Genomic DNA, 21,930 nt, shown 5'->3' with positions numbered 1-21,930 from the left:
CGGCCTCGGCGTCGAGCGTGCGAAGCGTTGTGTGGGACAAGGAGATCAGCGGGCGCCTACGGTGCGGGCGACGCGGCGGAGCGCGGACACGGTGGTGCGCACGGTCGGCACGCCCATCAGGTCGGGCCAGGTGTAGAGGAACACCTCGCGGCACATCGCCGGGTGCACCGGTCGCGAGACGGTGTCCGGGCGCCACGCGGCGGTCAGCATCAGCTCCGGGACGACAGCGACACCGAGGTCGGCCGCCACCAACGCCTGCACGGCGAGGTTGTCGTCGGTGGCGAAGGTGATCTCCGGATCGAAGCCCGCCGCCTGGCAGATGCGCACCAGGTGACCACGGCAGACGGCGCAGCCCGCGATCCACTGCTCCTCGGCGAGATCGGTCAGCGACACCGACTCGGCCTCGGCGAGGCGGTGCCCGGAGGGCAGCAACGCCACCAACGGATCGGTGAACAGTCGGACGCGCAGCAGGCCCGCGGCGTCGGGCTCGTCGACGAAGGCGAAGGTCAGCGCGAGATCGCACTCACCGGAGCGGACCAGCTCGATCGACTCCGGCGGCTCCGCCTCGACCAGGGACATCCGGATCCCCGGGTGTTCCCGGCGGACCTGGGCGGCGGCGGGCGGTACCAGGGTCGCGCTGCCGCTGGGGAAGACCACCAGGCGCACCCGGCCCGAGCGGCGCCCGGCGATGGCGTCGACCCGTTGCTCGGCCGCGGCGACCCCGGCGAGGATGACCTGGGCGGAGCGCACCAGCTCCGCGCCCGCCTCGGTGAAGCGCATCCGTCTGCCCAGCCGGACCAGCAGCGGGGTGCCGTAGACCCGCTCCAGTGCCTTGACCTGCTGGCTGATCGCGGGCTGCGTGTAGCCGAGGTTCGCCGCGGCCGCCGAGTACGAGCCGGTGCGTGCGATCTCCCGCAGCATCCGGAGGTGGCGTAACTCGAGCATTTCCCAGCAGTACCACGCCTGTCGAGGCCGTGCGGGCACGCATAAGCAGGGCTTGGGCAAGCCCTGCGCAACGGTGATTGGACCGCCCGTCCCCGCGCCAGCACGATCGGACGCGGAGGGTGATGACGATGCTGACCGAGCGCATGCGCGAGTTCGTCCTTGACCTGGAACTGGTGGTAGCGGCCGAATCCCGTCCCGGAGCACGGGCGGCGGAGGTCGCGGAGGCGCTGCGGGGCCTCCTCGGCTCCGGGGATGTCCTGCGGCCGGAGCACATGGAGCCCGCCCCGGACGGCTACCGCCAGCACGTGGTGCACGTGGACCCGCTGTCCCGCTTCTCCGTCGTGTCGCTGGTGTGGTTGCCCGGTCAGCAGACGCCCGTGCACGACCACGTGTGCTGGTGCGTGGTCGGCGTCCTGCGCGGCCGGGAGGAGGAGATCTGTTACGAGCTGGACGAGGCCGGAGTACCGCACCAGCGCTCGACGAGCCACAACGCCCCGGGCGAGGTCTGCTGGCTGGTGCCGCCCAAGGGCGACGTGCACCGGGTGCGCAACGACGGCGACAGCCTCGCCGTGTCGATCCACGTCTACGGCGCCGACATCGGCAAGCTGGGCACGAGCATCAACCGCGTCTACCCCGAACCCGCTGGTGAACACGCCCACACCGGTTTTCCACTCGCGGGCGATTAATCATCCCCCATCCGGGTAAGTACCGGTTGGCTCCCCCTGCCGAGGAAGCCGGAAACCGGAGGCCCCAGATGATCACGACTGACGCCGAGACGGCGCGGTTGCACCGCAAGTCCGAGACCCACTGGGTGATGCGGGTCGGCGAGCAGCTGGAGTTCCGGATCGAGCACGACCCCGATGTCCCGCCGCCCATGTGGGCCTTGCGCGACACGTTGCTGTGCCACGGTTTCCACCCGTACCCGAGCGATCTCCGCGCCTGGGAGCTGGCGCCGGAGACCACCCGGATCCGGGTGGTGCGCGACCCGGAGTTGCTGCCTCGGACCGAACGACCGGCCACCGTCGCACACCGGTCCAGCCACCCGTCGCTGTCGCGGAACAGGTCGGTGCGGACGCTGCGTTCCCGGCGCTGGTGACCTAACGGGTCGTGGTCACGAACGGCGACCGGCTCGTCGTGGTGACGGGCGGCCGGGAGGTCGTGGTCGGCCGGAAGGTCGTGGTCGTCGGCCGGGGGCGCGAAGAGGACGGCACGGCGCGGGTGATGCCGGGCTCCGGCGGGCAGGCGCTGCGCGGGTCGTCGGTCGCCGCGACCAGCCAGAACCTGCTCACCTGGGTCAGCAGCACCAGAGTGATGGTGTTGCCGGAGACGCCGAGGTGGAACCGGCCGTTCAGGCAGGCGGCGAGGTTGCCCTCGATCCGCAGCGTGTAGAGGTCGCGAACGTCCCGGCTCGCCACGCGCTGCTGGACCACCAGCAGATGGCCCTCGGCCTCGTCCACCACGGGCAGGTCGGCACCGAGGGTGATCCGGCCGAGCGGTGTCACGAAGGACTTGTCGTAGGAAACGGTCACATCGCCCTTGCTGTTGATGCCGAAGGCGATCGGCAGGAACGGCGGGGCCAGCTTCACCGTTCCGTCCGCACCGCACGCGGTCGTCATCACGAGCACGAGCAGGGCGATGACGCCCCGTATTCGCCAGTTCATGGCCACCCCTGTCAACGCGGGAGTGACCCATGATCCGGTCGGCGGAGATCATGGAGGGCACGGCGGCATCACAGAACAGCTCAGCCGGTGCGCTCCTCGACGAGCTTCTTCAGCCGGGCCAGCGTCTGCTCGATCGACCTCGCGTTGCGCTTGGGGTATCCGAGCAGCTCCAACGCCTTCGGTGAGCGCGCGGTGCCCCAGTCGAAGGTCTCGGTGACCCTGGTGCCGTCCCCGGTCGGCTCCAGCCGGTACCGCCAGCGGTGGTGGCCGGTGTGCCGCCAGGCGATCAGTCGGTCCGGCTCGAACTCCACGACCTCGTTCTCGATCCGGTACGGCAGCAGGATGCGCATCCGCATGCCGAACTTCGCGCCCAGCTCCAGTCGCCGCGGTCCGTGCAACTGCCCGCGCACGCTGCCGGAACCGTCGAAGTTGGCGTGCTCGTAGGGGTTGGCCAGCACCTCGAAGACACGCTCGGGCGGGGCGTTGATCACCACGGTTCTGGAGACGACCTGGTCTGCTGCCATGGCGCCAATCTAGGTTCAGCGCGGGAGTTTGACCACGGTGACGAAGAAGTCGTCGATGCGCTGGACGATCTCCACGAAGCGGTGGAAGTCGACCGGCTTGGTGACGTAGGCGTTGGCGTGCAGGTCGTAGCTGCGCAGGATGTCCTCCTCCGCCTCGGACGTGGTCAGCACCACCACCGGGATCGTGCGCAGCGACTCGTCCGCCTTGATCTCGGCGAGGACCTCGCGGCCGTCCTTCTTCGGCAGGTTCAGGTCGAGCAGGACCAGCCCAGGGCGCGGCGCGTTCGCGTAGGCGCCCTCGCGGCGCAGGAAGGCGAGGGCCTGCACGCCGTCGGAGACCACGTGCAGGTTGTTGCGGATCTTGTGCAGCTCGAAGGCTTCCTGGGTCATCAGCACGTCACCCGGGTCGTCCTCGACGAGCAGGACGTCAAACGGCGAGATCGGGCTCTGGTCAGTCATGGCCACCCTCGGTTGTCGGTTCGGGGACGGCGGGCAGGGTGAAGACGAAGCGCGACCCGCCCTGGTGCTCGGTGTCCAGCCGGATGGTGCCACCGTGGTGCTCGATGATCTTGCGGCACAGGGCGAGACCGATGCCAGTGCCCGCGTACGCCTCCTTCGGGTGCAACCGCTGGAAGATCACGAAGATGCGCTCGGCGTACTGCGGTTCGATGCCGATGCCGTTGTCGGTGCAGGAGAACTCCCACATCCCGTCGACCTGCCGGGTCTCGATGCGCAGCCGCGGCGGCTGCTCTCCGCGGAACTTGATCGCGTTGCTCATCAGGTTCTGGAACACCGTGGTCAGCAGCGACGCCTCACCGCACACCGTCGGCAGGTCCTCGGCGACGACCTCGGCGCCGCTGTCCTCGATGGCGGCGGCCAGGTTCCGCTGGGCCTGCGCGACGAGGTCCGCGCTCGCCACGGGCCGTGCCTCGCCGCTGGTCCGGCCGACCCGGGAGAACGCCAGCAGGTCGTTGATCAGCACCTGCATCCGCTTGGCGCCGTCGACCGCGAAGTCGATGTACTGGTCCGCCCGCTCGTCGAGCTGACCGCGGTACCTGGTCGACAGCAGCTGGCAGAACCCGGCGACCTTGCGCAGCGGCTCCTGGAGGTCGTGCGAGGCGACGTAGGCGAACTGCTCCAGCTCGGCGTTGGAGCGCTGGAGTTCGCGGGCCTGCGCGTCGAGGGCGCGGTGGGCCTCCTGCAACGCGCCCAGCTCGCGCAGGATGTGGCCGCGCATCTCGTCGACGTCGTGCCCGAGGTCGAGGATCTCGCGCGGGCCGTGCACCGCGAGCTGGTGTTCGAAGTCGCCGCCTGCCACCCGTCGGGCCTCGGCGCGCAGGTCGGCGAGCGGCTTCAGCACGACCCGCCGGGCGCCGAGGAACAACGCGATGATCGCCAGCACCAGCAGCACGGCCACGGTGACGCAGAGGGTGATCAGCGTGGCCCCGGCGTTGTCCACCCGCCGCTGCGAGTCCCCGCGCAGGATGTCGTAGTGCTCGGTCTGCCGGTCGAGCGCCGCGCGGACCGCGTCGAAGAGGACCTTGCCGCGCGCGGAGTTTCCGGTGTTGCCGGAGGCTCCCCTGGTGCGGACGATCTCCAGGGTCGGCTCGACGTAGCCGCTCACCCACGCCTGGTTCGCCACGTCGATCGCCTCGAGGTTGGAGCGTTCGAGCTGACCGCCGTTCTTGATCAGCTCGGTGAGCCGCGTCCGCACGTCGGTGGCGTCGCGCACCCCGGTCCGGTACGGCTCCAGGAAGTCCGGGCGCCCGGTGAGCACGTAGCCCCGCACACCCGTCTCCTGGTCCAGGAACGCGGTGGTCATCGTCTGCGCCAGCCGGGCGGCGGGCTCGACGTAGGTGGAACCGGTGCGCCTGGCGTCGGTCAGCTCGGTGATCGCGTAGGCGCCCAGCAGGATCGCGGTCACCGCGAACGCCAACAGGAACGCTCCCGCGGCCAGCAGCCAGCGGCCGAGGGATCGGGTCACCGGGGCCGCCGGTAGTTCGACATCAGCAGCAGGACCGCCACGTCGTCGGTGAGGCGCTGGCCGTGCATGGCCTCGGTCCGCTCGATGAGGTGGTCGAGCAGCGCGTGCGGGGCCGAGCGCCAGCGCGGGTCCTGGCCGATCTGGGACTGGATCAGCTCGTGCAGCCCTTCCACGCCGAGGCGTTCCGGTCCTTCCCCTACGCGGCCCTCGATCAGCCCGTCGGTGTAGAGCACCAGCGCCCAGTCCGGCGGCAGGTCCACGGTCATCGGGTGCCAGCTCGCCAGCGGATCGATGCCCAGCGGCATCCCCGCCTCGTCCCTGGGCACGGCGACCGCCCGGCCGCCGCTGATCAGCAGCGGCTCCGGGTGCCCGGCCAGGTGCATCGTCGCGGTCTGCTGGTCGGGACTCACCGAGATCGTCGCGATGGTCGCGAACACCCCGCGCCGCAACCGCTCGGCGAGCAGAACCTGTTGCAGCGTACGGAGAATCACCTCGGTCGGCTGACCGGAGAGAACGAGCGCGCGCCACGCGATGCGCAGGCACACCCCGACCGCCGCCTCGTCAGGGCCGTGTCCGCAGACATCGCCGATGACGACGTGCATGGTGCCGTCCTCGGTCTGCACCGCATCGTAGAAGTCACCACCGACGAGCATGGTGGCTCCGCCCGCGCGGTAGCGGGCGACGAAGGTCGTGTGCGGGTCGCGCAGCAGCGGCGAGGGCAGCAGGCCGCGCTCCAGCCGGGCGTTCTCCTCACCGCGCAGCCGTTCCTCGTCGAGCTGGCGCTGCGTCTCCTCCGCGCGCAGGCGCTCGATCGCGTAGCGGATGGCCCTGCCGAGCAGCCTGCCGTCCACGTCGCCCTTGATCAGGTAGTCCTGCGCGCCCGTTGCGACAGCGGCAACGCCCTGCTGGTGGTCGTCGTGCCCGGTCAGCACGATGAAGGCGACACTGGCCGCGTTCCTGACCTCCCGCAGCCTGCGCAGGCCGTCCAGTCCGGTCGCGTCCGGCAGCTGCAGGTCGAGCAGCACGCAGTCGACCCGCCTGCCGCGGATCTCCCGTTCGGCTTCGGCGAGCGTGCGCACCCGGTTGAGCCGGATCTGACTGCCGTGCAGCGACAGGTGCTCTTCGACCAGGAAGGCGTCGCCGTCATCGTCCTCGACCAGCAGGACCCGGATGTCCCGCTCGTCCAGCCGAACTGGTTCCGACACCCGGCCTCCCTCGGACACGTCGCTTGCCCGGGGACAAGCAACAGATCCTGTCGATCGTACGGGGGTCCCTGACGGCTGGAGGGACGTCCTCCGGCCACCGACCCACTAGTCTCGTTCCATGGCAGGTGACGGCGAGGTCGAGGTGGACGAGCTGTGCTCCTACGCGGTGGACGCGTGGGTCGCGGACCCGGCGATCCTGACCGACGAGCCCGCGTTGCTGCGGCTGCTCACCGACGCGGCGCTCGCGGGCAACGCCAAGGTCCTCGGCGAGTCCCGGCACGTCTTCCCCAACGGGGCGGTGACCGCGGTGCTGGTGCTCTCGCAGTCGCACCTGAGCATCCACACCTGGCCGGAGTTCAACCTGGCCAACATCGATCTCCTCGCCTACGGCCGGATCAACGCCGAGCGCATGATCGCCACCATCGAGGCGGGGCTGTCCCCGGTGCGCACCAACGTCTCCCGCCTGCTGCGCGCCACCAAGTGAGGACGGCAAACCCGCTGGTGAGCTACCCGGTTGCTAAGCTCGTCGGACCATGTTGACCTGCAAGCGACCCGCCTCATGAGCGCCGCGTCCCCGAACTCCGACATCCCCGTGCTGGCGGAGGTCGCCGAGGCCGTGCGGCTCCAGGAAGGCGAAATGGGCGTCCGCGCCATCCTGCAAGCCTTCCGCCAGCTCGCCCCCGCGCCGACCCGCGCGATCAGCCGCCGCACCGGGCTGCCGCTGCCCATCGTCGCCGCCGTCGGCAACGAGCTGCGCAGCCGCGGTCTGCTCGGCCAGGAACGGCCGTCCCGGCTGACCCCGCGCGGGCTGGCGCTCGCCGAGGAGCTGGGCGTCGAGCTGAACCTCGACCCGGACTGCTACCGCTGCGGCGGTCTGGAGATCGCCATCCCCTCGGTGCTCAACGAGGCCGTCGAGCGGCTGCGCCGGATCATGGCGGGCGGCCCGAACGCCGACGTCTCGCTGGACCAGTCGCTGTGCACCGCCGAGACCAAGGTGCGGCGGGTGCTCGCGCTGATCCGGGCGGGCGTGCTGCCCGGCGGCTCGGTGCTGCTGGTCGGCGACGACGACCTGGTGTCCATCGCGATCGGCGTCGTCGGCGACGTGCTCGGCGTGCCGCTGGCCAGCCGGGTCGGCGTCGTGGACATCTCCACCGACATCCTCGACTACATCGCCGACACCGCGTCCCTGCTGGACCTGCGGGTCGACCTGGAGCAGCACGACCTGCGCAAGCCGCTGCCGCAGCGACTGCGCGGGCAGTTCGACGCGGGCATGACCGACCCGCCGTACACCGCGGAGGGCGCCCGGCTGTTCCTGTCCCGGGTCATCGAGGGCCTGCAGCCCGGCGCCGCGCGCAACATCCTGTTCTCCTTCGGTGCCAAGGGAACCGAGGAGATGCTGGAGGTCCAGCGGGAGATCGTCGGCCTCGGCCTGGTCACCCACGGGATGATCCGCAACTTCAACTCCTACGAGGGCAGCGGCATCCTCGCCGGGACCGGTTTCCTCCAGCAGCTGCTGACCACGGCCTCGACCGCCTCGCTCGTCGAAGGCAGCTACGAAGGCCCGCTCTACACCAGGGAGAAGCGTTCCCGGCAGCGCGAGTACGAGTGCGTCTCCTGCTCCGAGCGGTTCCCGGTCGGCGCGGGCGCGCGCTGGAACTCCGTCGCCGACCTGCGCGCGGCGGGCTGCCCGAAGTGCGGCGGCGGCCCGTTCCGGCCGTTGCAGCTGGTGGCCGAGTCATGACCTACACCGTGCGCCAGGCCGAGGAACGGGACCTGGACGTGATCGCGGGCTTCGAGGTGGAGATCGCGAAGATCTCCTTCGGCGACGACGCGGTGGACGATCCGGCGACGCACCGCAAGAAGCTGGCCAACGCGCTGAAGAAGCAGCCCGAGGGCATGTTCGTCGCCGCGCGCGGGGACGAGTCGCCGGTCGGCTGGCTGTGGATGGCGCTGAACACCAACTTCCTCACCGGTGACCGCTACGCCAACTTCCGCTCGCTCGCCGTCGCGGAGATGCCGGAGCGGACCGAGGTCGCGGAGCTGCTGCTGGACGAGGGGCTGGCCTTCGCCAAGCGCAACGACCTGACCGAGGTCACCGGCAAGGTGCACGTCAGCAACACCGGTATGCGCGCGCTGTACCGGAAGTTCGGCTTCGAGTCGACGCACCTGTCGATGCGCCTGGACATGAGGAAATGACCTCAGGAGACCGGTCGATCAAGTGCGTTGTCTGGGACCTCGACGGCACGGTGTGGGACGAGGTCGCCATCGAGGGGGCCGAGCTCAGCCTGCCCACGCCGCGGCCGGAGGTGCTGAGGGCGATCGACGTGCTGGCCGGGCGGGGCATTCTGAGCAGCGTCGCCAGCCGCACCGACCCGTCGCTGCTGCCGCTGCTCAAGGCGTCGCCCGAGCTGGCAGAGCGGTTCGTCGCGCCGCAGCTGGGCTGGGGTGACAAGAGCGAGGCGCTGCGCCGGATCGCCGACGAGTTGGGCATCGGCTTGAACACCCTCGCTTTCGTCGACGACACCGCTTTCGAGCGTGCGGAGGTCGCCGCGCGCGCCCCGGACGTGCTCGTGCTGTCTCCCGAAGAGCTGGCGGCGGGCCTGAACGAGCCGCCTCTGCTGCCCGCGGTGCTCACCGACGACAGCAGGGCGCGGGTCCGGCGCTACCGCGAGGACGAAGATCGCAAGGCCGCGGCGGCCACGTTCACCGGCTCCCGCGAGGACTTCCTGCGCGAGTGCGACATGCGGCTGGAGGTGCGCGAGGCCCGGCCCGAGGACCTGGACCGCGTGCTGGAGCTGGCCACGCGGACCCATCGGCTCAACTCGACCGGTGAGGTGCCGTCGGCGGACGAGCTGCGGCCGATGCTGGCCTCGCCGCGGTGGTTCGTGCCGGTTGCTCGGTTGACCGACCGGTTCGGCGACTACGGGATGATCGGCGCCGCGCTGGTGGAACGACGGGAGACCACGTGGCGCGTGCGACTGCTCGCGCTGTCGTGCCGGGTCGCCGGACGCGGTGTGGCGCTGGCCTTCCTGCGGTGGCTCATGGAGCGCTCCGACGCGGGCATCGAGGTGCTCATGCGCCCGACCAGCGCGAACCTCGAACTCCGGGTGTTGTTCCGGCAGTGCGGGATGCGCGTGGTGGAGCAGCCCGAGCCCGGCCTGGCCGTGCTCGGTGCCCCGGCGCAGGCACCGCCCCCGGACGCGCCGGCCTGGCTGACGATCGTCGAAGAGGAGAGGCCATGAGCGCCGCCGACGTACTTCCTCCCGCGGAGGCGTCATGAACACCGACGCGGTCGTCCGGCGGCTGATCGCCGAGGCCGTCGGCCAGGACGAGTCGGTCCTCGCCGCACTCCCGGGGGACACGCGGTTGTTCGGTCCGGAGATCGGGCTCAGCTCGCTCGCGGGCGCGCGACTGCTCGACTCCGTGCGTGAGCGGTTCGGCGTCGACGTCGCGGCCGAGGACCTGAACCTGGATGCGCTGGAGTCCATCGCGACGCTGTCCGGCTTCGTGCAGCGGCACCGGCGGTGACCAGCGGCATACTGAAGCCGCCCAGCCCACGGGTGGTCTCGTGGTCGGGGCGGCTCAGCTCAGATGTTCACCCGCGGTAATCGTCGTACCGGTCGTCGAGTTCGAGCCGATCGTCAGGCCTGCGATCCGCCGACGACCTCCCGCCCGACAACTCGCTCTGGAGGGCCTGCAGATCCATGGACGGAGAGCTGTACTTGAGCTCCCGGGCCACCTTCGCCTGCTTTGCCTTGGCTCGGCCGCGCCCCATAGCTCGACCTCCCTATACGAGGACAAGCGGGCCGGTACCCGTGGGCGGCTCCGCTTGTCTGGGCATCTCTTCCTGCAAATATCGTAGCGTGCCCGGCCGACAGTGGAAGCAGACAGCCGCCCTTGCCGATCAAGGTGCGCCAACGGTCTCCGCTCGCAGGGCCCGCAACATCCGATCGAGGAACTCGGCCTCGTCCAGTTCCGCCGCGATCTTCACCGCGGGCCGCTGGGCCTCCGTGTCCCGGTAACCACGCAGGTCGGCCACGGTGGTTCCCCTGGTGTGCGTGCCGCGCAGCTCCACGTGCACCGGCAGCTCGCGGTAGGCGGCCAGCCCCGGATCGAGCAGGATCGCCGCGGCCAGCGGGTCGTAGAGCGTGCACTGCCGCACCCCGACCAGCGGCTGGTAGAAGCCCACGTAGTGGCCGAGAACACCGCTGGCGAACCGCGCGCGGGGGCTGTCGTGGGCCGCCAGTTCATCCAACCAGGTGGCATTGGCGATGGCGTGCGCCGTCGCTTCCAGCCCCACGAGCGTGAGGTCGAAACCCGCCCCCAGAACAAGATCGGCGGCTTCCGGGTCGTTGTAGATGTTCGCCTCGGCGTGCGCCGTCGCGTTGCCCGGCGCCCACACCGCGCCGCCCATCACGACCACCTTGCGCAACAGCTTCGGCAGCTCCGGCTCGACGAGCAGTGCGACCGCCACGTTCGTCAGCGGCCCCAGCGCGAGCAGGTCGAGCTCCCCCGGGTGCTGCCGCGCCAACCGGACGAGCTGTTCCACCGCCGACTCCGCGGTCGGCTTCCCGTGCGGCTTCGGCCCCGCGACGTTGCCCAAGCCGTCGTCGCCGTGCACGTACTCGTACGTCCGCAGCGGCTGCGCCATGGGCATCCTTGCGCCGATGGCAACCGGGACGTCGCCCCAGCCCACCAGTTCGAGCACGCGCAGGGCGTTCTCCGCTGCCGTGTCGGCCGGGACGTTGCCGTGCACCGTGCCGACGCCGACGAGGTCCACCTCGGGCTGGGCGGCCAGGTAGAGGATCGCGAGCGCGTCGTCGATCCCGGGGTCGGTGTCCAAGACGATCCGCATGGGTGGGAGTCAACCAAGCCGACCCGCGTGCGCGCTCGCCTCTGTTAGATGTCTCTTGATCCGTTTGCGGGACTGGCAAACCGAGGGGGACGCGTGGCACCTGCAGTGCGAATCGATCCGGACTACGACCGCGAGATGCGCGACGCGGCAATGGACTGGCTGACCGACCTTCCCAAGACGGAAGACGGCTGGGTCAAGCAGAGACAACTAGAAGACTTCGAGTTCAATGGTGTACGACTGCCGTTGATGGATCGCCAGGCCGGCATTCGCAAGCCGGCCGGATTTGACACGGCCCTTTCCATGCGCACCGTCTACACGCCCGCCGGCAAGAAACCGCCCTACAAAGACGCCCTTGGTGATGACGGGCTCCAGCGATACAACTATCGCGGCGAAGATCCCGAACATCCAGATAATGTCGGCCTCCGCAACGCCTACAAGCGCGAGCTTCCACTCATTTGGTTCCTTGGCGCCGCTGACGCATTCTACCTGCCGAGGTATCCGATCTGGATCATCGGTGACGAGCCCGAAAAGCTTCAGTTCGTGATCGCAGCGAGCGAGGAGCAGAAGCCGGAGAACACAGGGCCAATCACCACCCCGACGCAGAGGAGAACACAGGAGCGAGTCACCAAGCTTCGCCTGCATCAGCCGCTTTTTCGAACCCGAGTTCTCCACGCTTACAAGCATCGCTGTGCAATGTGCGGACTCGGATACAAGAGCCTCATCGAGGCGGCGCACATCATTCCGGATAGCGAGCCAGACGGACACCCGGAAGTATGGAACGGCCTGGCACTCTGCAAACTCCACCACGGCGCATACGACAGCGGCATCATCCGAATCCACCCAGAGAACTTCGTGCTCGAGGTCAGGGAAGACGTCCGCATCGACCGGTCCGCCGAGCCGATGCTTGTGCATGGCCTGCAAGGACTCCACGGAAAACGACTCCGTCTCCCGCATCCTTCACACCATCCGGACAAGAACGCCTTGCTCTGGCGGTACAACAAGGTTCGGGGAACCTGACCGCGGCACTGCTACGGTCGGTCAGCAGACGGATACGATTGGCGCATGGGGGACGACATGCCGGAACCGATCATGACGATGGCGGCCGTGCTGGCGACGCGGGCGACCACGGCCGCGTTCGGCGGGCTCTGCCGGTGGGTGAAGGAGCAGTTCAGCCCGGAGGCCCAGGCGGTGCTGGAGGCGGCCATCGAGGCGCCGGAGGACCAGGCGCGCGTCGAGGAGCTGGGCCGGGAGCTGGAGCGGGCCGAGCAGGCGGACCCGGAGTTCGGGCGCCAACTGCGGGAGCGGTACGAGCGGGCCAACGTGGAGATCCACGCGGACAACGGGAGCGTGGCGAGCCAGATCTCCGGGAACGTCAGCGGCAAGGTCATCCAGGCACGAGACATCACCGGCAACATCACCTTCTGACGGCGAACCGCCCCTGTGAACATTCGAACGGAACGTTCACAGGGGCGGTTTTCGCTGGTCAGGACGAGGCGGGCAGCTCCAGGCGGGGGAACAGCGCCGGGGGCTTGCTGATCGCGCGGCCGGTCAGGTCGGCCAGCCACGCGTCGGGGGCCGGGACGCTCTCCGCCTTCTCGCCGAGGGCCTCCAGGATCGCCGCGCTGGGCACCGGGAGGTACGGCTGGATCAGCCCGCCGAGCTGGCGGACCGCGCCGACCAGGTGGTGCAGCGTGGTGTTCAGCAGGGCCTCCGCCTCCGGGGTGCCCTCCTTCGCCAGGTGCCACGGAGCGCGCTCGTCCACGTAGGCGTTGGTGCGCCGGACGAGGTCCCACACCTTGGTCAGGGCCTCGCGGTGGTCGTAGCGGATCATCGCCTCGGCCGACTCCCGCGCGCTGACCTCGACCTGGGCCGCCAGGGACTCCTCGGGGGCCTCGACGGGGCCGGGCGCGGGGACGATGCCCTCGCGGTAGCGCTGGGTCATGCTGGTCACCCGGCTGACGAGGTTGCCGAGGCCGTTGGCCAGGTCGGTGTTGTACCGCGAGACCAGCCGCTCCTCGCTGAAGTCGCCGTCGCCGAAGGGCGAGAAGTCGGCCAGCAGGAAGTAGCGGATCGCGTTGACGCCGAACTGCTCCACCAGGGCCACCGGGTCCACGGCGTTGCCGAGCGACTTGCCGATCTTGCGTCCGCCCGCGGTGATGTAGCCGTGCACCACGATCTCGGTGGGCAGCGGCAGACCCGCGGACATCAGCATGGCGGGCCAGTACACGGCGTGGAACCGGGTCACGCCCTTGCCCACCACGTGCACGCGGTCATCGGCCTCGACCCAGTACTTGCGCCAGTTCTCGTCGTCGCGGAACCAGCCGAGCGCGTTGGTGTAGTTGGTCAGCGCGTCGATCCAGACGTACATGACCTGGCTGTCGTCGTCGGGCACCGGGATGCCCCAGCCCCGGGCCCGCGCCATCGAGCGGGAGATGCTGATGTCCTCGAGGCCCGCGCGGACGAAGCTGGTCACCTCGTTGCGACGGGTCTCCGGAACGATCTTGATCTCACCGGACTCCAGGGCCTGGAGCAGCCGGTCGCCGTAGCGGGAGAGCTTGAAGAAGTAGTTGGTCTCGCTGACCAGCTCCGGCACCGTCAGGTGCTCGGGGCACTTGCCGTCGATCAGCTCGTCCTCGGCGTAGAACTGCTCGCAGCCCACGCAGTACAGGCCGGAGTACTCCTTGGTGTAGATGTCGCCGCTCGCGGCCATCCGGCGCCAGATCTCCACGGCGCCGTCGATGTGGTCCTGGTCGACACTGGTCCGGATGAACCGCGTCAGGCCGACCTCAAGGCGCTTCATCAGCTCCTCGAAGAAGACCACGTTGCCGGCGACCAGTTCCTCGGCGGACACACCGGCCTTCTCGGCGGCGAGCACGTTCTTCAGCGCGTTCTCGTCGGAGCCGCTGAGCACGTAGACGTCTTGGCCGCGCATGGCCATGTGCCGGGCGAACGCGTCCGTCTGGACCCACTCCAGCGCGTGGCCCAGGTGCGGGCTCGCGTTGACGTAGGGAATCGTCGTGGAGATGAAGGACGCGCCGGACATGGTCTCCCCAGCATTTGGTTGAGCAAGAGCGGGTCAACACCCAGTTTAGTGGCATCGGGGTACGCGTTTTCCGCAGGTCAGCCCAGAGCTGTCGGCACGGCCCCGCCCCGGGCCGAGAGCCGGTGGCCCACGGCGAGGCTTTCCCTCAACCCCAGCTCTTCCAGCTCGCGAACGTCCACTTTGAACAGTCGGGCTCCCGTCCGGGCCGAGCGAAGCCTGGTCGCGCAATGCAGCGACGTGCGCGAGGAGTACCCGGCTCGGCACACCGCGTCGGGAATGCGCTGCTCCTTCCAGCTCTATGAACCGCACACCGCGACCACTACCTTGCGTCCGCATGAGGTGGTTGCCCCTGAGTGTCGCCCTGCTCGTGCTGGCCCCGCTCCCTGTCACAGCACCCCCGGCGGTGGCGGCGGAGTCACCCTGGCAGCTGACGCCTACCAACACCGAAGCGCGTTTCCGCGGTCTGTCCGCGGTGAGCGACCGGGTCGCGTGGGCGGGCGGGAGCGGCGGAGTCGTGCTGCGCACCGTCGACGGCGGACGGGTGTGGCAGCGGGTCGATCCGCCCGGAGCCACGGCGCTCCAGTTCCGCGACGTCCACGCGTTCGACGACCGGCACGCGGTCGTGCTGTCGATCGGCGAGGGCGCGGACTCGCGCGTGTACCGGACCTCGGACGGCGGGCGGAGCTGGCAGCTGGCCTTCCAGAACGCCGACCCCAAGGCGTTCTACGACTGCCTCACCTTCTTCGACTCGCGCAGCGGCATCGCGCTCAGCGACCCGGTCGGCGGGAAGTTCCGCATTCTGTCCACTTCGGACAGTGGAAGGAGCTGGACGGTGTTGCCGGACGAGGGGATGCCACCCGCGCTGGAGAAGGAAGCCGCGTTCGCGGCGAGCGGCCAGTGCCTGGTGTCGTCCGGGCGCCGGGACGCGTGGTTCGCCACCGGCGGCGGCTCGAAGTCGCGGGTTTTCCACACGAAGGACCGCGGGCGCACCTGGCAGGTCAGCCAATCCCCGGTCGCCGCGAGCGAGAGCGCCGGGATCTTCGGGATGGCCTCCACCGGCAAGCGGCACGGCATCGCGGTCGGCGGCGACTTCGCCAACGCCACCGGGCCGAGCACCGTCGCGCTGACCTCCGACGGTGGGCGCACCTGGCAGGCCGGGCCGAACCAGCTCGGCGGGTACCGGTCCGGGATCGCGCTCCGGCCGTGGTCGGCGATCGCGGTCGGCCCGACCGGCAGCGATGTGAGCCGGGACGGCGGGCGGAGCTGGAGCCGGCTCGACGGAGGGAGCTTCGACACCGTCGACTGCACGCCGGACGGCGCGTGCTGGGCTTCCGGCGAACGCGGGCGGATCGCGAAGTTGCGCTACCGGGCGCCGTAAGCGCGTGCAGGCTCAGCCATCGCCCTTCGCTCAGGAGGATTGCGGAGCAGCGAAGCACCGAGCGGCGTGAGCGTGTGCAGCACCGCGCTGCCGTAGCGGCGGCTGGTCACCAGACCGGCGTTGCGCAGCACGGTCGCGTGCTGGCTCGCCGACGCGGGCGAGATGTTCATCCGCCGCGCCAGCTCGCTGGTCGTGTGCCCGGCGGCGATCGCTTCGAGCACTCCCGCGCGGGTGTTCCCGAGCAGGGCCGCCAGCGCGCGTTCGGTGTCGTTGCGCGCCTTCCGGGAGGTGTCGCCGATCCACTTGACGTCGCGCTCCACGGGATAGACCAGCACCGGCGTCAACGTCGGGTCCATCAGCGAGACCGGGTACTGGTAGCAGAAGAACGACGGCAGCAGGAGCAGGCCGCGGCCTTCCAGGTGCAGCTCCTGGTCGACCGGGTACTCGACTTCGAGCACCGGGTACGACCAGCGCATCAGCGGCCTCAGCCCGGACAGCAGGCCCTCGGCGCCCGCGTCCAGCACGGTGCGGGCGCGGACGGCCCGGTCGGAGTCGACGCACGCCTGCAGCCTCGACTGGTACGGCGCGAGCGCGACCTCGTGGTAGGTGACGATGGCCGAGGTGAGCCTGCGCAGGACCTCCCGGTCGCCCTCGGCCAGCGCGCCGACCCAGGACGGCAGCTGGTAGCGGTTGTCCAGCAGGTCCAGTTCGGCGCGCAGGCGCTGTTTGGGCGTGCTGAGGATCGCCTCGATGCCCGCGCGCAGCCCCTGCGAGCCGTTCGTGGGCGTGAGGAAGTCCGGGAAGTAGCCGCGCGGCGGCAGCAGCGGGAGCAGCAACCGCAGCTGGTCGAGCAGGCTCGGCTGGGTGAAGGCGGCGCGCACCTGGTGCCGCCAGCCGTCGAAGACCGAGTCGTTGTCCCGTGCGAGCAGGCGCTGCACGCTGAGCACCGTCTCCCACAGCGGGTCGGGCGCGGCGGCGACGCGCGTTCGGCCCAGGTCCTCCGCAGTGAAGTAGATGCGCAGCACGGTGGCTCCCGTTCTCCCCGGCGAACTGGAATCTGAAGAGACTCACACGCCCTTCGACCGAGTCAACAGAAGCGAACAAGACCTCGATGCGCGACGCGGTCCTTGCGCCGAACGGAGCAAAAGGGAATTGAATTACCCGCGCGTACTTCGATCAGCCTTGAAGGGGGGCGCGAGCGGCGGCGGTTGGCGCGAACCTGATTCACGTGTGAGGCCACTCACACTCCGTGTTCGGATCACCCAACTGCCCCACGGAGAGCAAGATGATCAAACGGATGGCCACCCTGCTGGTCGTAGCAGCATCGACCATGGCCCTCGTCTCCGGCGGCATCGCTTCCGCCGCCCCCGTGATCCCCGCGAGCAAGGCCGAGGCCTCCATCGGCTCGGTCAACGCCCTGTCCAGCAAGGTCCTCAACTTCACCTGGTACGGCCAGCAGACCGGCTACTGGTGCGGTCCCGGTTCGGCCCAGATCGCCATCAGCAGCAGGCGCACGCCGCCCAGCCAGCAGCAGCTGGCGAACTTCATGGGCACGCACACGGGCGGAACCGACCACGTCGGTCTGGTCCAGCGCGCGCTGAACCACTTCATCGGGACGAACTGGTTCGAGGTCAAGAACCTGCCGGACCCGCCCTCGCAGGCCCAGCGGGACCGCCTGCAGTACGACCTGGTCCTCAACGTCAACAACAACTTCCCGATGGTCGCGAACGTGGTCAGCGGCTGGCGCCCGCCGGGCTACCCCGGCGGCACCATCTACCACTACGTCGCGGTCGTGGGCTACCGCAGCGGCGGGGCCGAGGCCCTGATCGCCGACCCCGCCGCCGCGGGTCACGGTGGCGGCGGCTGGGGCAACGTGCCGCGCACCTACTGGATCAGCACGCACAACCTGGGCACCTGGATCGGCGGCAAGGGCTACACCGCATAGGTCCCTCTCCCTCCACAGTGGACTTTCCACTGTGGAGGGGCTTGTGGGTCCTGCCGTTCTCCCCCTGCATAGGAGAAAAACGTGATCAAGAAACTGGCCACCCTGCTGCTCGTCGGCGCTTCGACCATGACCCTCGTCGCGGGCGGCACCGCCTCCGCCGCCCCGGACGCGGCCTCGGAAGGCGTCGTCGCCAAGGCCGACAGCAAGGTCCTCAACTACACCTGGCGCCGCCAGGAGACCGGCTACTGGTGCGGCCCCGGCTCCACGCAGATCGCGCTCAGCACCCGGATCTCCCCGCCCAGCCAGCAGACGCTGGCGAACTTCATGGGCACGCACACCGGCGGCACAGACCACATCGGACTGGTGCGCAACGCCCTGAACCACTTCCTCGGCACCACCTGGTTCGAGGCGAAGAACATGGCCGACCCGCCGTCGCAGGCGCAGCGCGACCTGCTCCGCAGGGACCTGGTGCTCAACATCGACAACAACTACCCGATCGTCGCCAACGTGGTCAGCGGCTGGCGCCCGCCGGGCTACCCCGGCGGCACCATCTACCACTACGTCGCCGTCGTCGGCTACCGCGCGGGCGGGGCCGAGGCGCTGATCGCCGACCCGGCCGGTGAGGGCTCGGGCGGCAGCGGCTGGGCCAACGTGCCGAGGGCGTACTGGATCAGCACGCACAACCTGGGCACCTGGATCGGCGGAAAGGGTTACGCGGCATAGACAAGCGGAAGCCGGGGGCCCTGATCCCCCGGCTTCCGCCCCGCCCGTGCCTCAGGCCGCCGCCAGGGCTTCGGTCGGCGAGAGCTTCGCCGCCTTGCCCGCGGGGAACCAACCCGCCAGCGACCCGATCAGCACCGAGGCCCCCACCCCGGCCCCGATCGCCACGACGGGCACGGTGACCGGCCACCCGCTGTTGACCGACCACGCGATGCTGATGCCCAGCCCGAGCAGGACCCCGAACAACCCGCCCAGCCCGGACAGCAGCACCGCCTCGGTGAGGAACTGCGCCCTGATCTGGCGGCGGCCCGCCCCGAGCGCGCGCCGCAACCCGATCTCCGAACGCCGTTCCAGCACCGAGACGACCATGGTGTTCGCCACCCCGACCCCGCCGACCAGCAGCGCGACCGCGCCGAGGCCGAGGAACATCGTGGCGAAGGTGTTCTTCGCGGTGATCTGCGCCTGCAGCGCGTCCGACGGCCTGCTGACGCTGACCTCGTTGGGGTTCTCCGGGTTCACCGTCCCGGCGAGCACCTCGCGGACCTGCTCGACGCTGTCGTCGTCGGAGCGCTCGTAGACGGTGCTGGGGTGTCCGTCGAAGCGCAGCTTCTGCTCCGCGATCTCCCAGCCGACCAGCGCGGCCCGGTCCAGCTCCGGCGCGAGCTGCACCGGGTCGAGGATGCCGACGACGGTGAACCACTGCGCGCCCAGCCACACCTGCGTGCCCGGCTTGTCGATGCCCAGGTGCTCGGCGGCCTTGTGCCCCAGCACGACACCGGGGTACTTGGCAATGGCCCCGTTGAGCCACGTTCCACTCCGGACGGTCGCACCGACGGTCTCCGGCAGGTTGAGCTTCGCCGCGAGCACGCTGATGCCGCCGGTCTCCCGCGCGTCGCTGAGGTCGGTGCGGAAGACGTTGACGTTGGGCACCGTCCCGGTCCCGCTCGCCTGCCGCACGCTGCCGATCCTGGCCACCATCTCCACCACCTCCTTGGGCAACCGGGTCTCGCTGCCGAAGACCGACTTGCCCGCGGTCACCTGGAGGAGGTTGGTGCCGAGCTTGTCCAGCTGCGCCTTGAGTTCCGCCTGGCTGGCCGCGCTGATCCCGAGCACGGCGACCATGGCGGCGACACCGATGGCGATGCCCAGCGCGGACAGCACGGCCCGCGTCGGCCTGCCCACCACACCGGCGAGTCCCGCGCGGATCAGGTCCGCCAGGCCCACCCGCGCGGACTTCGGCAGCGGACGCGGTTCGGGCGCGGCGCTCGCGGGCCGGTCGACGAGCGTGGTCATGCCGCCTCCCTTCGGGAGGTGTCGTGCTGGATCATCCCGTCCAGCAGCTCGACCCGGCGCGGCAGCGAACGGGCGATCTCCTGGTCGTGGGTGATCACCGCGATCGTGGTGCCGTCCGCGTTCAGCTCGTGCAGCAGCGCCAGCACCCCCGCGCCGGAGCGCGAGTCCAGCGCCCCGGTCGGCTCGTCGGCGAGCAGGATGGCCGGCCGCGCCACGAGCGCCCTGGCGATGGCCACCCGCTGCTTCTCGCCGCCGGAGAGCTCCGCAGGCCGGTGCTCGACGCGGTGGCCGAGGCCGACCCGCTCCAGCGCCTCCAGCGACCTGCGCCGCCGTTCCGTCCGGCCCACCCCGTGGTAGAGCAGGCCGGTCTCCACGTTCTGCGCCGCGGTCAGGTGCGAGGTCAGGAAGAACTGCTGGAACACGAAGCCGATCCAGTTCGCCCGCACCGCGGAGAGGTGCCGGTCCGACAGCCCGGCGACGTCGTGGCCCAGCAACCGGACCGCTCCTTCGGATGGCCGGTCCAGGGTGCCCATGAGCTGGAGCATCGTGGACTTGCCGGAACCGGACGGGCCGACCACCGCGAGCAGTTCGCCCTCCACGATCCGCAGCGACGCCTCGCGCAGTGCGCGCACGTCCCCCGGGTAGGTCCGTGAGACCCGCTCCATCTCGATCACGGGGGCGAGGGTGGGGTTGGTCATGCCGCGACCCTGACCTTGGCGCCCTCGCGGATCTCCGCGCCCGTCACCTCGACCTTGCCGTTGCCGAACAGGCCCAGCTCCACGCCGACCAGCTTCGTGCTGCCGTCCGGCTGCACCAGCTCAACGCCGTAGCCGCCCTCGGCCAGTCGCAGCAGCGCGTTCAGCGGCACGGCGAGCACGTTCTCCTTGCTCTCGCTGGTGAAGTAGACCGACACCGGGGCGCCGTCGAGGGTGCCGACCGCGTTCGGGTCGTCCAGCACGACCTCGACCTTGACCGTGGGCGGGGAGCCGCCGAAACCCTTGTCGTCCTCGGCCTTGGTGGCCACCGTGCCCACGGAGGTGACCCGGCCGGGCGCGCGCTTGCCGCCGGGCAGCGAGACCTCGACCTTGCCGCCGGTCTTCGCGACCGACTGCTTGGTCACCGGCATGTCCACGGTGACGACGCGGTCGGTGCTGCTCGCCGTGCCCAGCTTGCCCTGCGCGGGGCCGCCGAGCGTGCCGTCCACCTTGGTCATCCGGATGTCGCTCGGCATGATCACCACGTCGCCGACCTCGATCGCGCCGGTCTGCTCGACGCCGAGCGCCTTCTGCCACTTCTTGATCGCGGCGGCGGTGGCGTCGTTGAACTTCTCGTCCGGCACCTGCTTGAAGAACCCGAGATCGCGCAGGTTCTGCTCGACGATCTTGACGTCCGAGCCCTTGTCCATCCCGGAGGCGATCTTGCGCCACAGCGGGACGTCGCCCCGCCACAGCGGCACCGTGCGGTCGTTGACCGAGTAGAGCTGCTGGCCCTGCTTGACGACCTGGCCCTCCTTCGGCAGCGAGGTGTAGATGCCGCCGCCGGAGCCGCCCGCGGACACGTCGTAGGTGCCGCCGAAGCCGAGCTTGCCGTCGACCTTCTCCTGCTGCACCAGGGTGGTCTTCTCGATCTCGGAGGTGGCGCCGGGCTTGCTCTTGCTGTCGTTGGCCGCGGCCGGGTCCCCGCCGCTGAGCAGGGCCGCCGCGGTGATCCCGCCCGCCGCCAGCACCGCGGCCGCTCCGACGACGACCGCGGCCCGGCGACCGCCACGCCCTTGCTTCTCGGTCACTTCCCTGCCTCCGGACGCACCGCGATGACGCCGCCCTTGCCGTCCGGGCTGCACTTCTTGAACGCCTCTTCCATCTTCTTCTGGTCCTTGTCCATGGGCATCGCCCTGACCGAGCCGTCGGCCCCCGGGTCGGGCATGTCGATCCCCTGTTCCCGCATGCACTTCGCCCACTTCAACTGTTCTTCCTTGACCTTCGGGTCGTTGGGGTTGAAGTCCTTCGCGCCCGAGTACTTCTCGCACGCCTTGTTGGCCTTCTTGAACTTCTCCATGTCCGCGTCGCCGCTGCCGAGGGCGATCGACGCCCCGCCCTCCCCGAACGTCGGGTCCGGCATGTCGACCCCGTTGTCCCGCATGCACTTCGCGAACTTGAGCGCCCGTTCCTTCGGGTCCTTGGGGACGTCCGCGTCGTTCTGCGCGGCGGCCTTGTCCTTGTCCCCGCCGAGGGAGGCGACCTTGCCCTCGGGCTGCCCGGAGCACCCGGCCAGCACCAGCGCCGACATCAGGACCGCGCTGACACCCGCGAGCCGAAGCGTTCTCATCGTGTTGCGCTCCTCGATCAGTTGACTTCGCCGAATTCGGCGGTACGGGGAC

General features: G+C 70.0%; 26 protein-coding genes. 12 read left to right on the top strand and 14 right to left on the bottom strand.

The features are described from left to right. Positions 1-45: 45 nt before the first annotated feature. Positions 46-945, bottom strand: a complete 900-nt coding sequence (locus tag BLT28_RS33740; protein ID WP_030426608.1) for a LysR family transcriptional regulator — start codon at positions 943-945, stop codon at positions 46-48. A 122-nt stretch (positions 946-1,067) separates the two neighbouring features. Here BLT28_RS33740 and BLT28_RS33735 point away from each other — a divergent pair, with 122 nt between their 5' ends. Then, positions 1,068-1,631, top strand: coding sequence for a cysteine dioxygenase family protein (locus BLT28_RS33735; protein ID WP_052406726.1), 564 nt, complete (start codon positions 1,068-1,070; stop codon positions 1,629-1,631). A gap of 68 nt (positions 1,632-1,699) precedes the next feature. After that, complete coding sequence (locus BLT28_RS33730) at positions 1,700-2,041, top strand: hypothetical protein (RefSeq protein ID WP_030426610.1); 342 nt, start codon at positions 1,700-1,702, stop codon at positions 2,039-2,041. Position 2,042: 1 nt separating this feature from the next. Here BLT28_RS33730 and BLT28_RS33725 read toward each other — a convergent pair whose 3' ends face one another. From BLT28_RS33725 to BLT28_RS33705, 5 genes are all read right to left on the bottom strand, one after another. Further along, positions 2,043-2,606 (bottom strand): hypothetical protein, encoded by a 564-nt coding sequence (locus tag BLT28_RS33725; RefSeq protein WP_030426611.1) that lies wholly within the window; start codon positions 2,604-2,606, stop codon positions 2,043-2,045. Positions 2,607-2,686: 80 nt separating this feature from the next. Further along, entirely contained in the window at positions 2,687-3,130 is a 444-nt protein-coding gene (locus tag BLT28_RS33720; RefSeq protein WP_030426612.1) for an SRPBCC family protein, read from the bottom strand. 15 nt (positions 3,131-3,145) lie between these two features. After that, positions 3,146-3,589: a response regulator gene (locus BLT28_RS33715; protein ID WP_030426613.1), complete on the bottom strand. Its 444-nt coding sequence runs from the start codon at positions 3,587-3,589 to the stop codon at positions 3,146-3,148. Further along, positions 3,582-5,114, bottom strand: a complete 1,533-nt coding sequence (locus tag BLT28_RS33710; protein WP_043810058.1) for a sensor histidine kinase — start codon at positions 5,112-5,114, stop codon at positions 3,582-3,584. Before BLT28_RS33710 ends, BLT28_RS33715 begins: the two co-directional genes overlap by 8 nt. Next, positions 5,111-6,319 (bottom strand): PP2C family protein-serine/threonine phosphatase, encoded by a 1,209-nt coding sequence (locus BLT28_RS33705; protein ID WP_030426615.1) that lies wholly within the window; start codon positions 6,317-6,319, stop codon positions 5,111-5,113. The genes BLT28_RS33710 and BLT28_RS33705 overlap by 4 nt, the downstream gene beginning before the upstream one ends. A 118-nt stretch (positions 6,320-6,437) precedes the next feature. Here BLT28_RS33705 and BLT28_RS33700 point away from each other — a divergent pair, with 118 nt between their 5' ends. The 5 genes from BLT28_RS33700 (at position 6,438) to BLT28_RS33685 (ending at position 9,847) form a co-directional block, all read left to right on the top strand. Next, positions 6,438-6,803 carry an S-adenosylmethionine decarboxylase family protein gene (locus tag BLT28_RS33700; RefSeq protein WP_030426616.1) on the top strand — a complete coding sequence of 122 codons (366 nt, stop codon included), beginning with the start codon at positions 6,438-6,440 and terminating at the stop codon, positions 6,801-6,803. A gap of 75 nt (positions 6,804-6,878) precedes the next feature. After that, positions 6,879-8,060 carry a bis-aminopropyl spermidine synthase family protein gene (locus BLT28_RS33695; RefSeq protein ID WP_030426617.1) on the top strand — a complete coding sequence of 394 codons (1,182 nt, stop codon included), beginning with the start codon at positions 6,879-6,881 and terminating at the stop codon, positions 8,058-8,060. After that, a complete protein-coding gene (locus BLT28_RS41555; protein WP_030426618.1) occupies positions 8,057-8,515 on the top strand; it encodes a GNAT family N-acetyltransferase in 459 nt (152 codons plus the stop codon). The genes BLT28_RS33695 and BLT28_RS41555 overlap by 4 nt, the downstream gene beginning before the upstream one ends. Then, complete coding sequence (locus BLT28_RS33690) at positions 8,512-9,561, top strand: HAD-IIIC family phosphatase (protein ID WP_043810059.1); 1,050 nt, start codon at positions 8,512-8,514, stop codon at positions 9,559-9,561. Before BLT28_RS41555 ends, BLT28_RS33690 begins: the two co-directional genes overlap by 4 nt. 34 nt (positions 9,562-9,595) lie before the next feature. Then, positions 9,596-9,847 carry an acyl carrier protein gene (locus BLT28_RS33685; RefSeq protein ID WP_030426620.1) on the top strand — a complete coding sequence of 84 codons (252 nt, stop codon included), beginning with the start codon at positions 9,596-9,598 and terminating at the stop codon, positions 9,845-9,847. Between the two features lie 67 nt (positions 9,848-9,914). Here BLT28_RS33685 and BLT28_RS33680 read toward each other — a convergent pair whose 3' ends face one another. Next, positions 9,915-10,094 carry a DUF3073 domain-containing protein gene (locus tag BLT28_RS33680; protein WP_030426621.1) on the bottom strand — a complete coding sequence of 60 codons (180 nt, stop codon included), beginning with the start codon at positions 10,092-10,094 and terminating at the stop codon, positions 9,915-9,917. 129 nt (positions 10,095-10,223) lie between these two features. After that, positions 10,224-11,174 carry a nucleoside hydrolase gene (locus BLT28_RS33675; protein ID WP_030426622.1) on the bottom strand — a complete coding sequence of 317 codons (951 nt, stop codon included), beginning with the start codon at positions 11,172-11,174 and terminating at the stop codon, positions 10,224-10,226. A 93-nt stretch (positions 11,175-11,267) separates the two neighbouring features. Here BLT28_RS33675 and BLT28_RS33670 point away from each other — a divergent pair, with 93 nt between their 5' ends. Continuing rightward, positions 11,268-12,191, top strand: a complete 924-nt coding sequence (locus tag BLT28_RS33670; protein ID WP_162184776.1) for an HNH endonuclease — start codon at positions 11,268-11,270, stop codon at positions 12,189-12,191. A gap of 45 nt (positions 12,192-12,236) precedes the next feature. Then, positions 12,237-12,599, top strand: a complete 363-nt coding sequence (locus BLT28_RS40605; protein ID WP_052406727.1) for a hypothetical protein — start codon at positions 12,237-12,239, stop codon at positions 12,597-12,599. A 58-nt stretch (positions 12,600-12,657) separates the two neighbouring features. Here the strand turns inward: BLT28_RS40605 and metG are convergent, their stop codons facing one another. Continuing rightward, positions 12,658-14,217, bottom strand: a complete 1,560-nt coding sequence (metG, locus tag BLT28_RS33660) for a methionine--tRNA ligase (RefSeq protein ID WP_030426625.1) — start codon at positions 14,215-14,217, stop codon at positions 12,658-12,660. A gap of 334 nt (positions 14,218-14,551) precedes the next feature. On the opposite strand from metG, the gene BLT28_RS33655 reads away from it, so the two are divergent. Continuing rightward, positions 14,552-15,595, top strand: coding sequence for a WD40/YVTN/BNR-like repeat-containing protein (locus BLT28_RS33655; protein WP_231950513.1), 1,044 nt, complete (start codon positions 14,552-14,554; stop codon positions 15,593-15,595). On the opposite strand, the gene BLT28_RS33650 is transcribed toward BLT28_RS33655, so the two are convergent. Next, complete coding sequence (locus tag BLT28_RS33650) at positions 15,580-16,620, bottom strand: ArsR/SmtB family transcription factor (protein WP_052406728.1); 1,041 nt, start codon at positions 16,618-16,620, stop codon at positions 15,580-15,582. The genes BLT28_RS33655 and BLT28_RS33650 overlap by 16 nt on opposite strands. Positions 16,621-16,880: 260 nt before the next feature. On the opposite strand from BLT28_RS33650, the gene BLT28_RS33645 reads away from it, so the two are divergent. Together BLT28_RS33645 and BLT28_RS33640 are read left to right on the top strand one after the other, a co-directional pair. Continuing rightward, a complete protein-coding gene (locus BLT28_RS33645) occupies positions 16,881-17,540 on the top strand; it encodes a C39 family peptidase (RefSeq protein ID WP_030426628.1) in 660 nt (219 codons plus the stop codon). Between the two features lie 81 nt (positions 17,541-17,621). Beyond that, complete coding sequence (locus tag BLT28_RS33640) at positions 17,622-18,263, top strand: C39 family peptidase (RefSeq protein WP_030426629.1); 642 nt, start codon at positions 17,622-17,624, stop codon at positions 18,261-18,263. 51 nt (positions 18,264-18,314) lie between these two features. Here the strand turns inward: BLT28_RS33640 and BLT28_RS33635 are convergent, their stop codons facing one another. From BLT28_RS33635 to BLT28_RS33620, 4 genes are read right to left on the bottom strand one after another with little or no spacing between them, the layout of a single operon-like run. Next, a complete protein-coding gene (locus BLT28_RS33635; RefSeq protein ID WP_052406729.1) occupies positions 18,315-19,553 on the bottom strand; it encodes an ABC transporter permease in 1,239 nt (412 codons plus the stop codon). Further along, positions 19,550-20,251: an ABC transporter ATP-binding protein gene (locus tag BLT28_RS33630; protein ID WP_043810060.1), complete on the bottom strand. Its 702-nt coding sequence runs from the start codon at positions 20,249-20,251 to the stop codon at positions 19,550-19,552. The genes BLT28_RS33635 and BLT28_RS33630 overlap by 4 nt, the downstream gene beginning before the upstream one ends. Further along, the gene (locus tag BLT28_RS33625; protein ID WP_030426632.1) at positions 20,248-21,339 is read right to left on the bottom strand and encodes a peptidoglycan-binding protein; all 1,092 of its coding nucleotides are present in this window, start codon (positions 21,337-21,339) and stop codon (positions 20,248-20,250) included. The genes BLT28_RS33630 and BLT28_RS33625 overlap by 4 nt, the downstream gene beginning before the upstream one ends. Next, positions 21,336-21,878, bottom strand: coding sequence for a hypothetical protein (locus BLT28_RS33620; protein WP_030426633.1), 543 nt, complete (start codon positions 21,876-21,878; stop codon positions 21,336-21,338). Before BLT28_RS33620 ends, BLT28_RS33625 begins: the two co-directional genes overlap by 4 nt. Positions 21,879-21,930: the final 52 nt, after the last annotated feature.

The organism is Allokutzneria albata (assembly GCF_900103775.1).
GTDB classification, from domain to species: Bacteria; Actinomycetota; Actinomycetes; order Mycobacteriales; family Pseudonocardiaceae; genus Allokutzneria; species Allokutzneria albata.
This window is presented reverse-complemented; position numbering and strand designations above follow the sequence as displayed.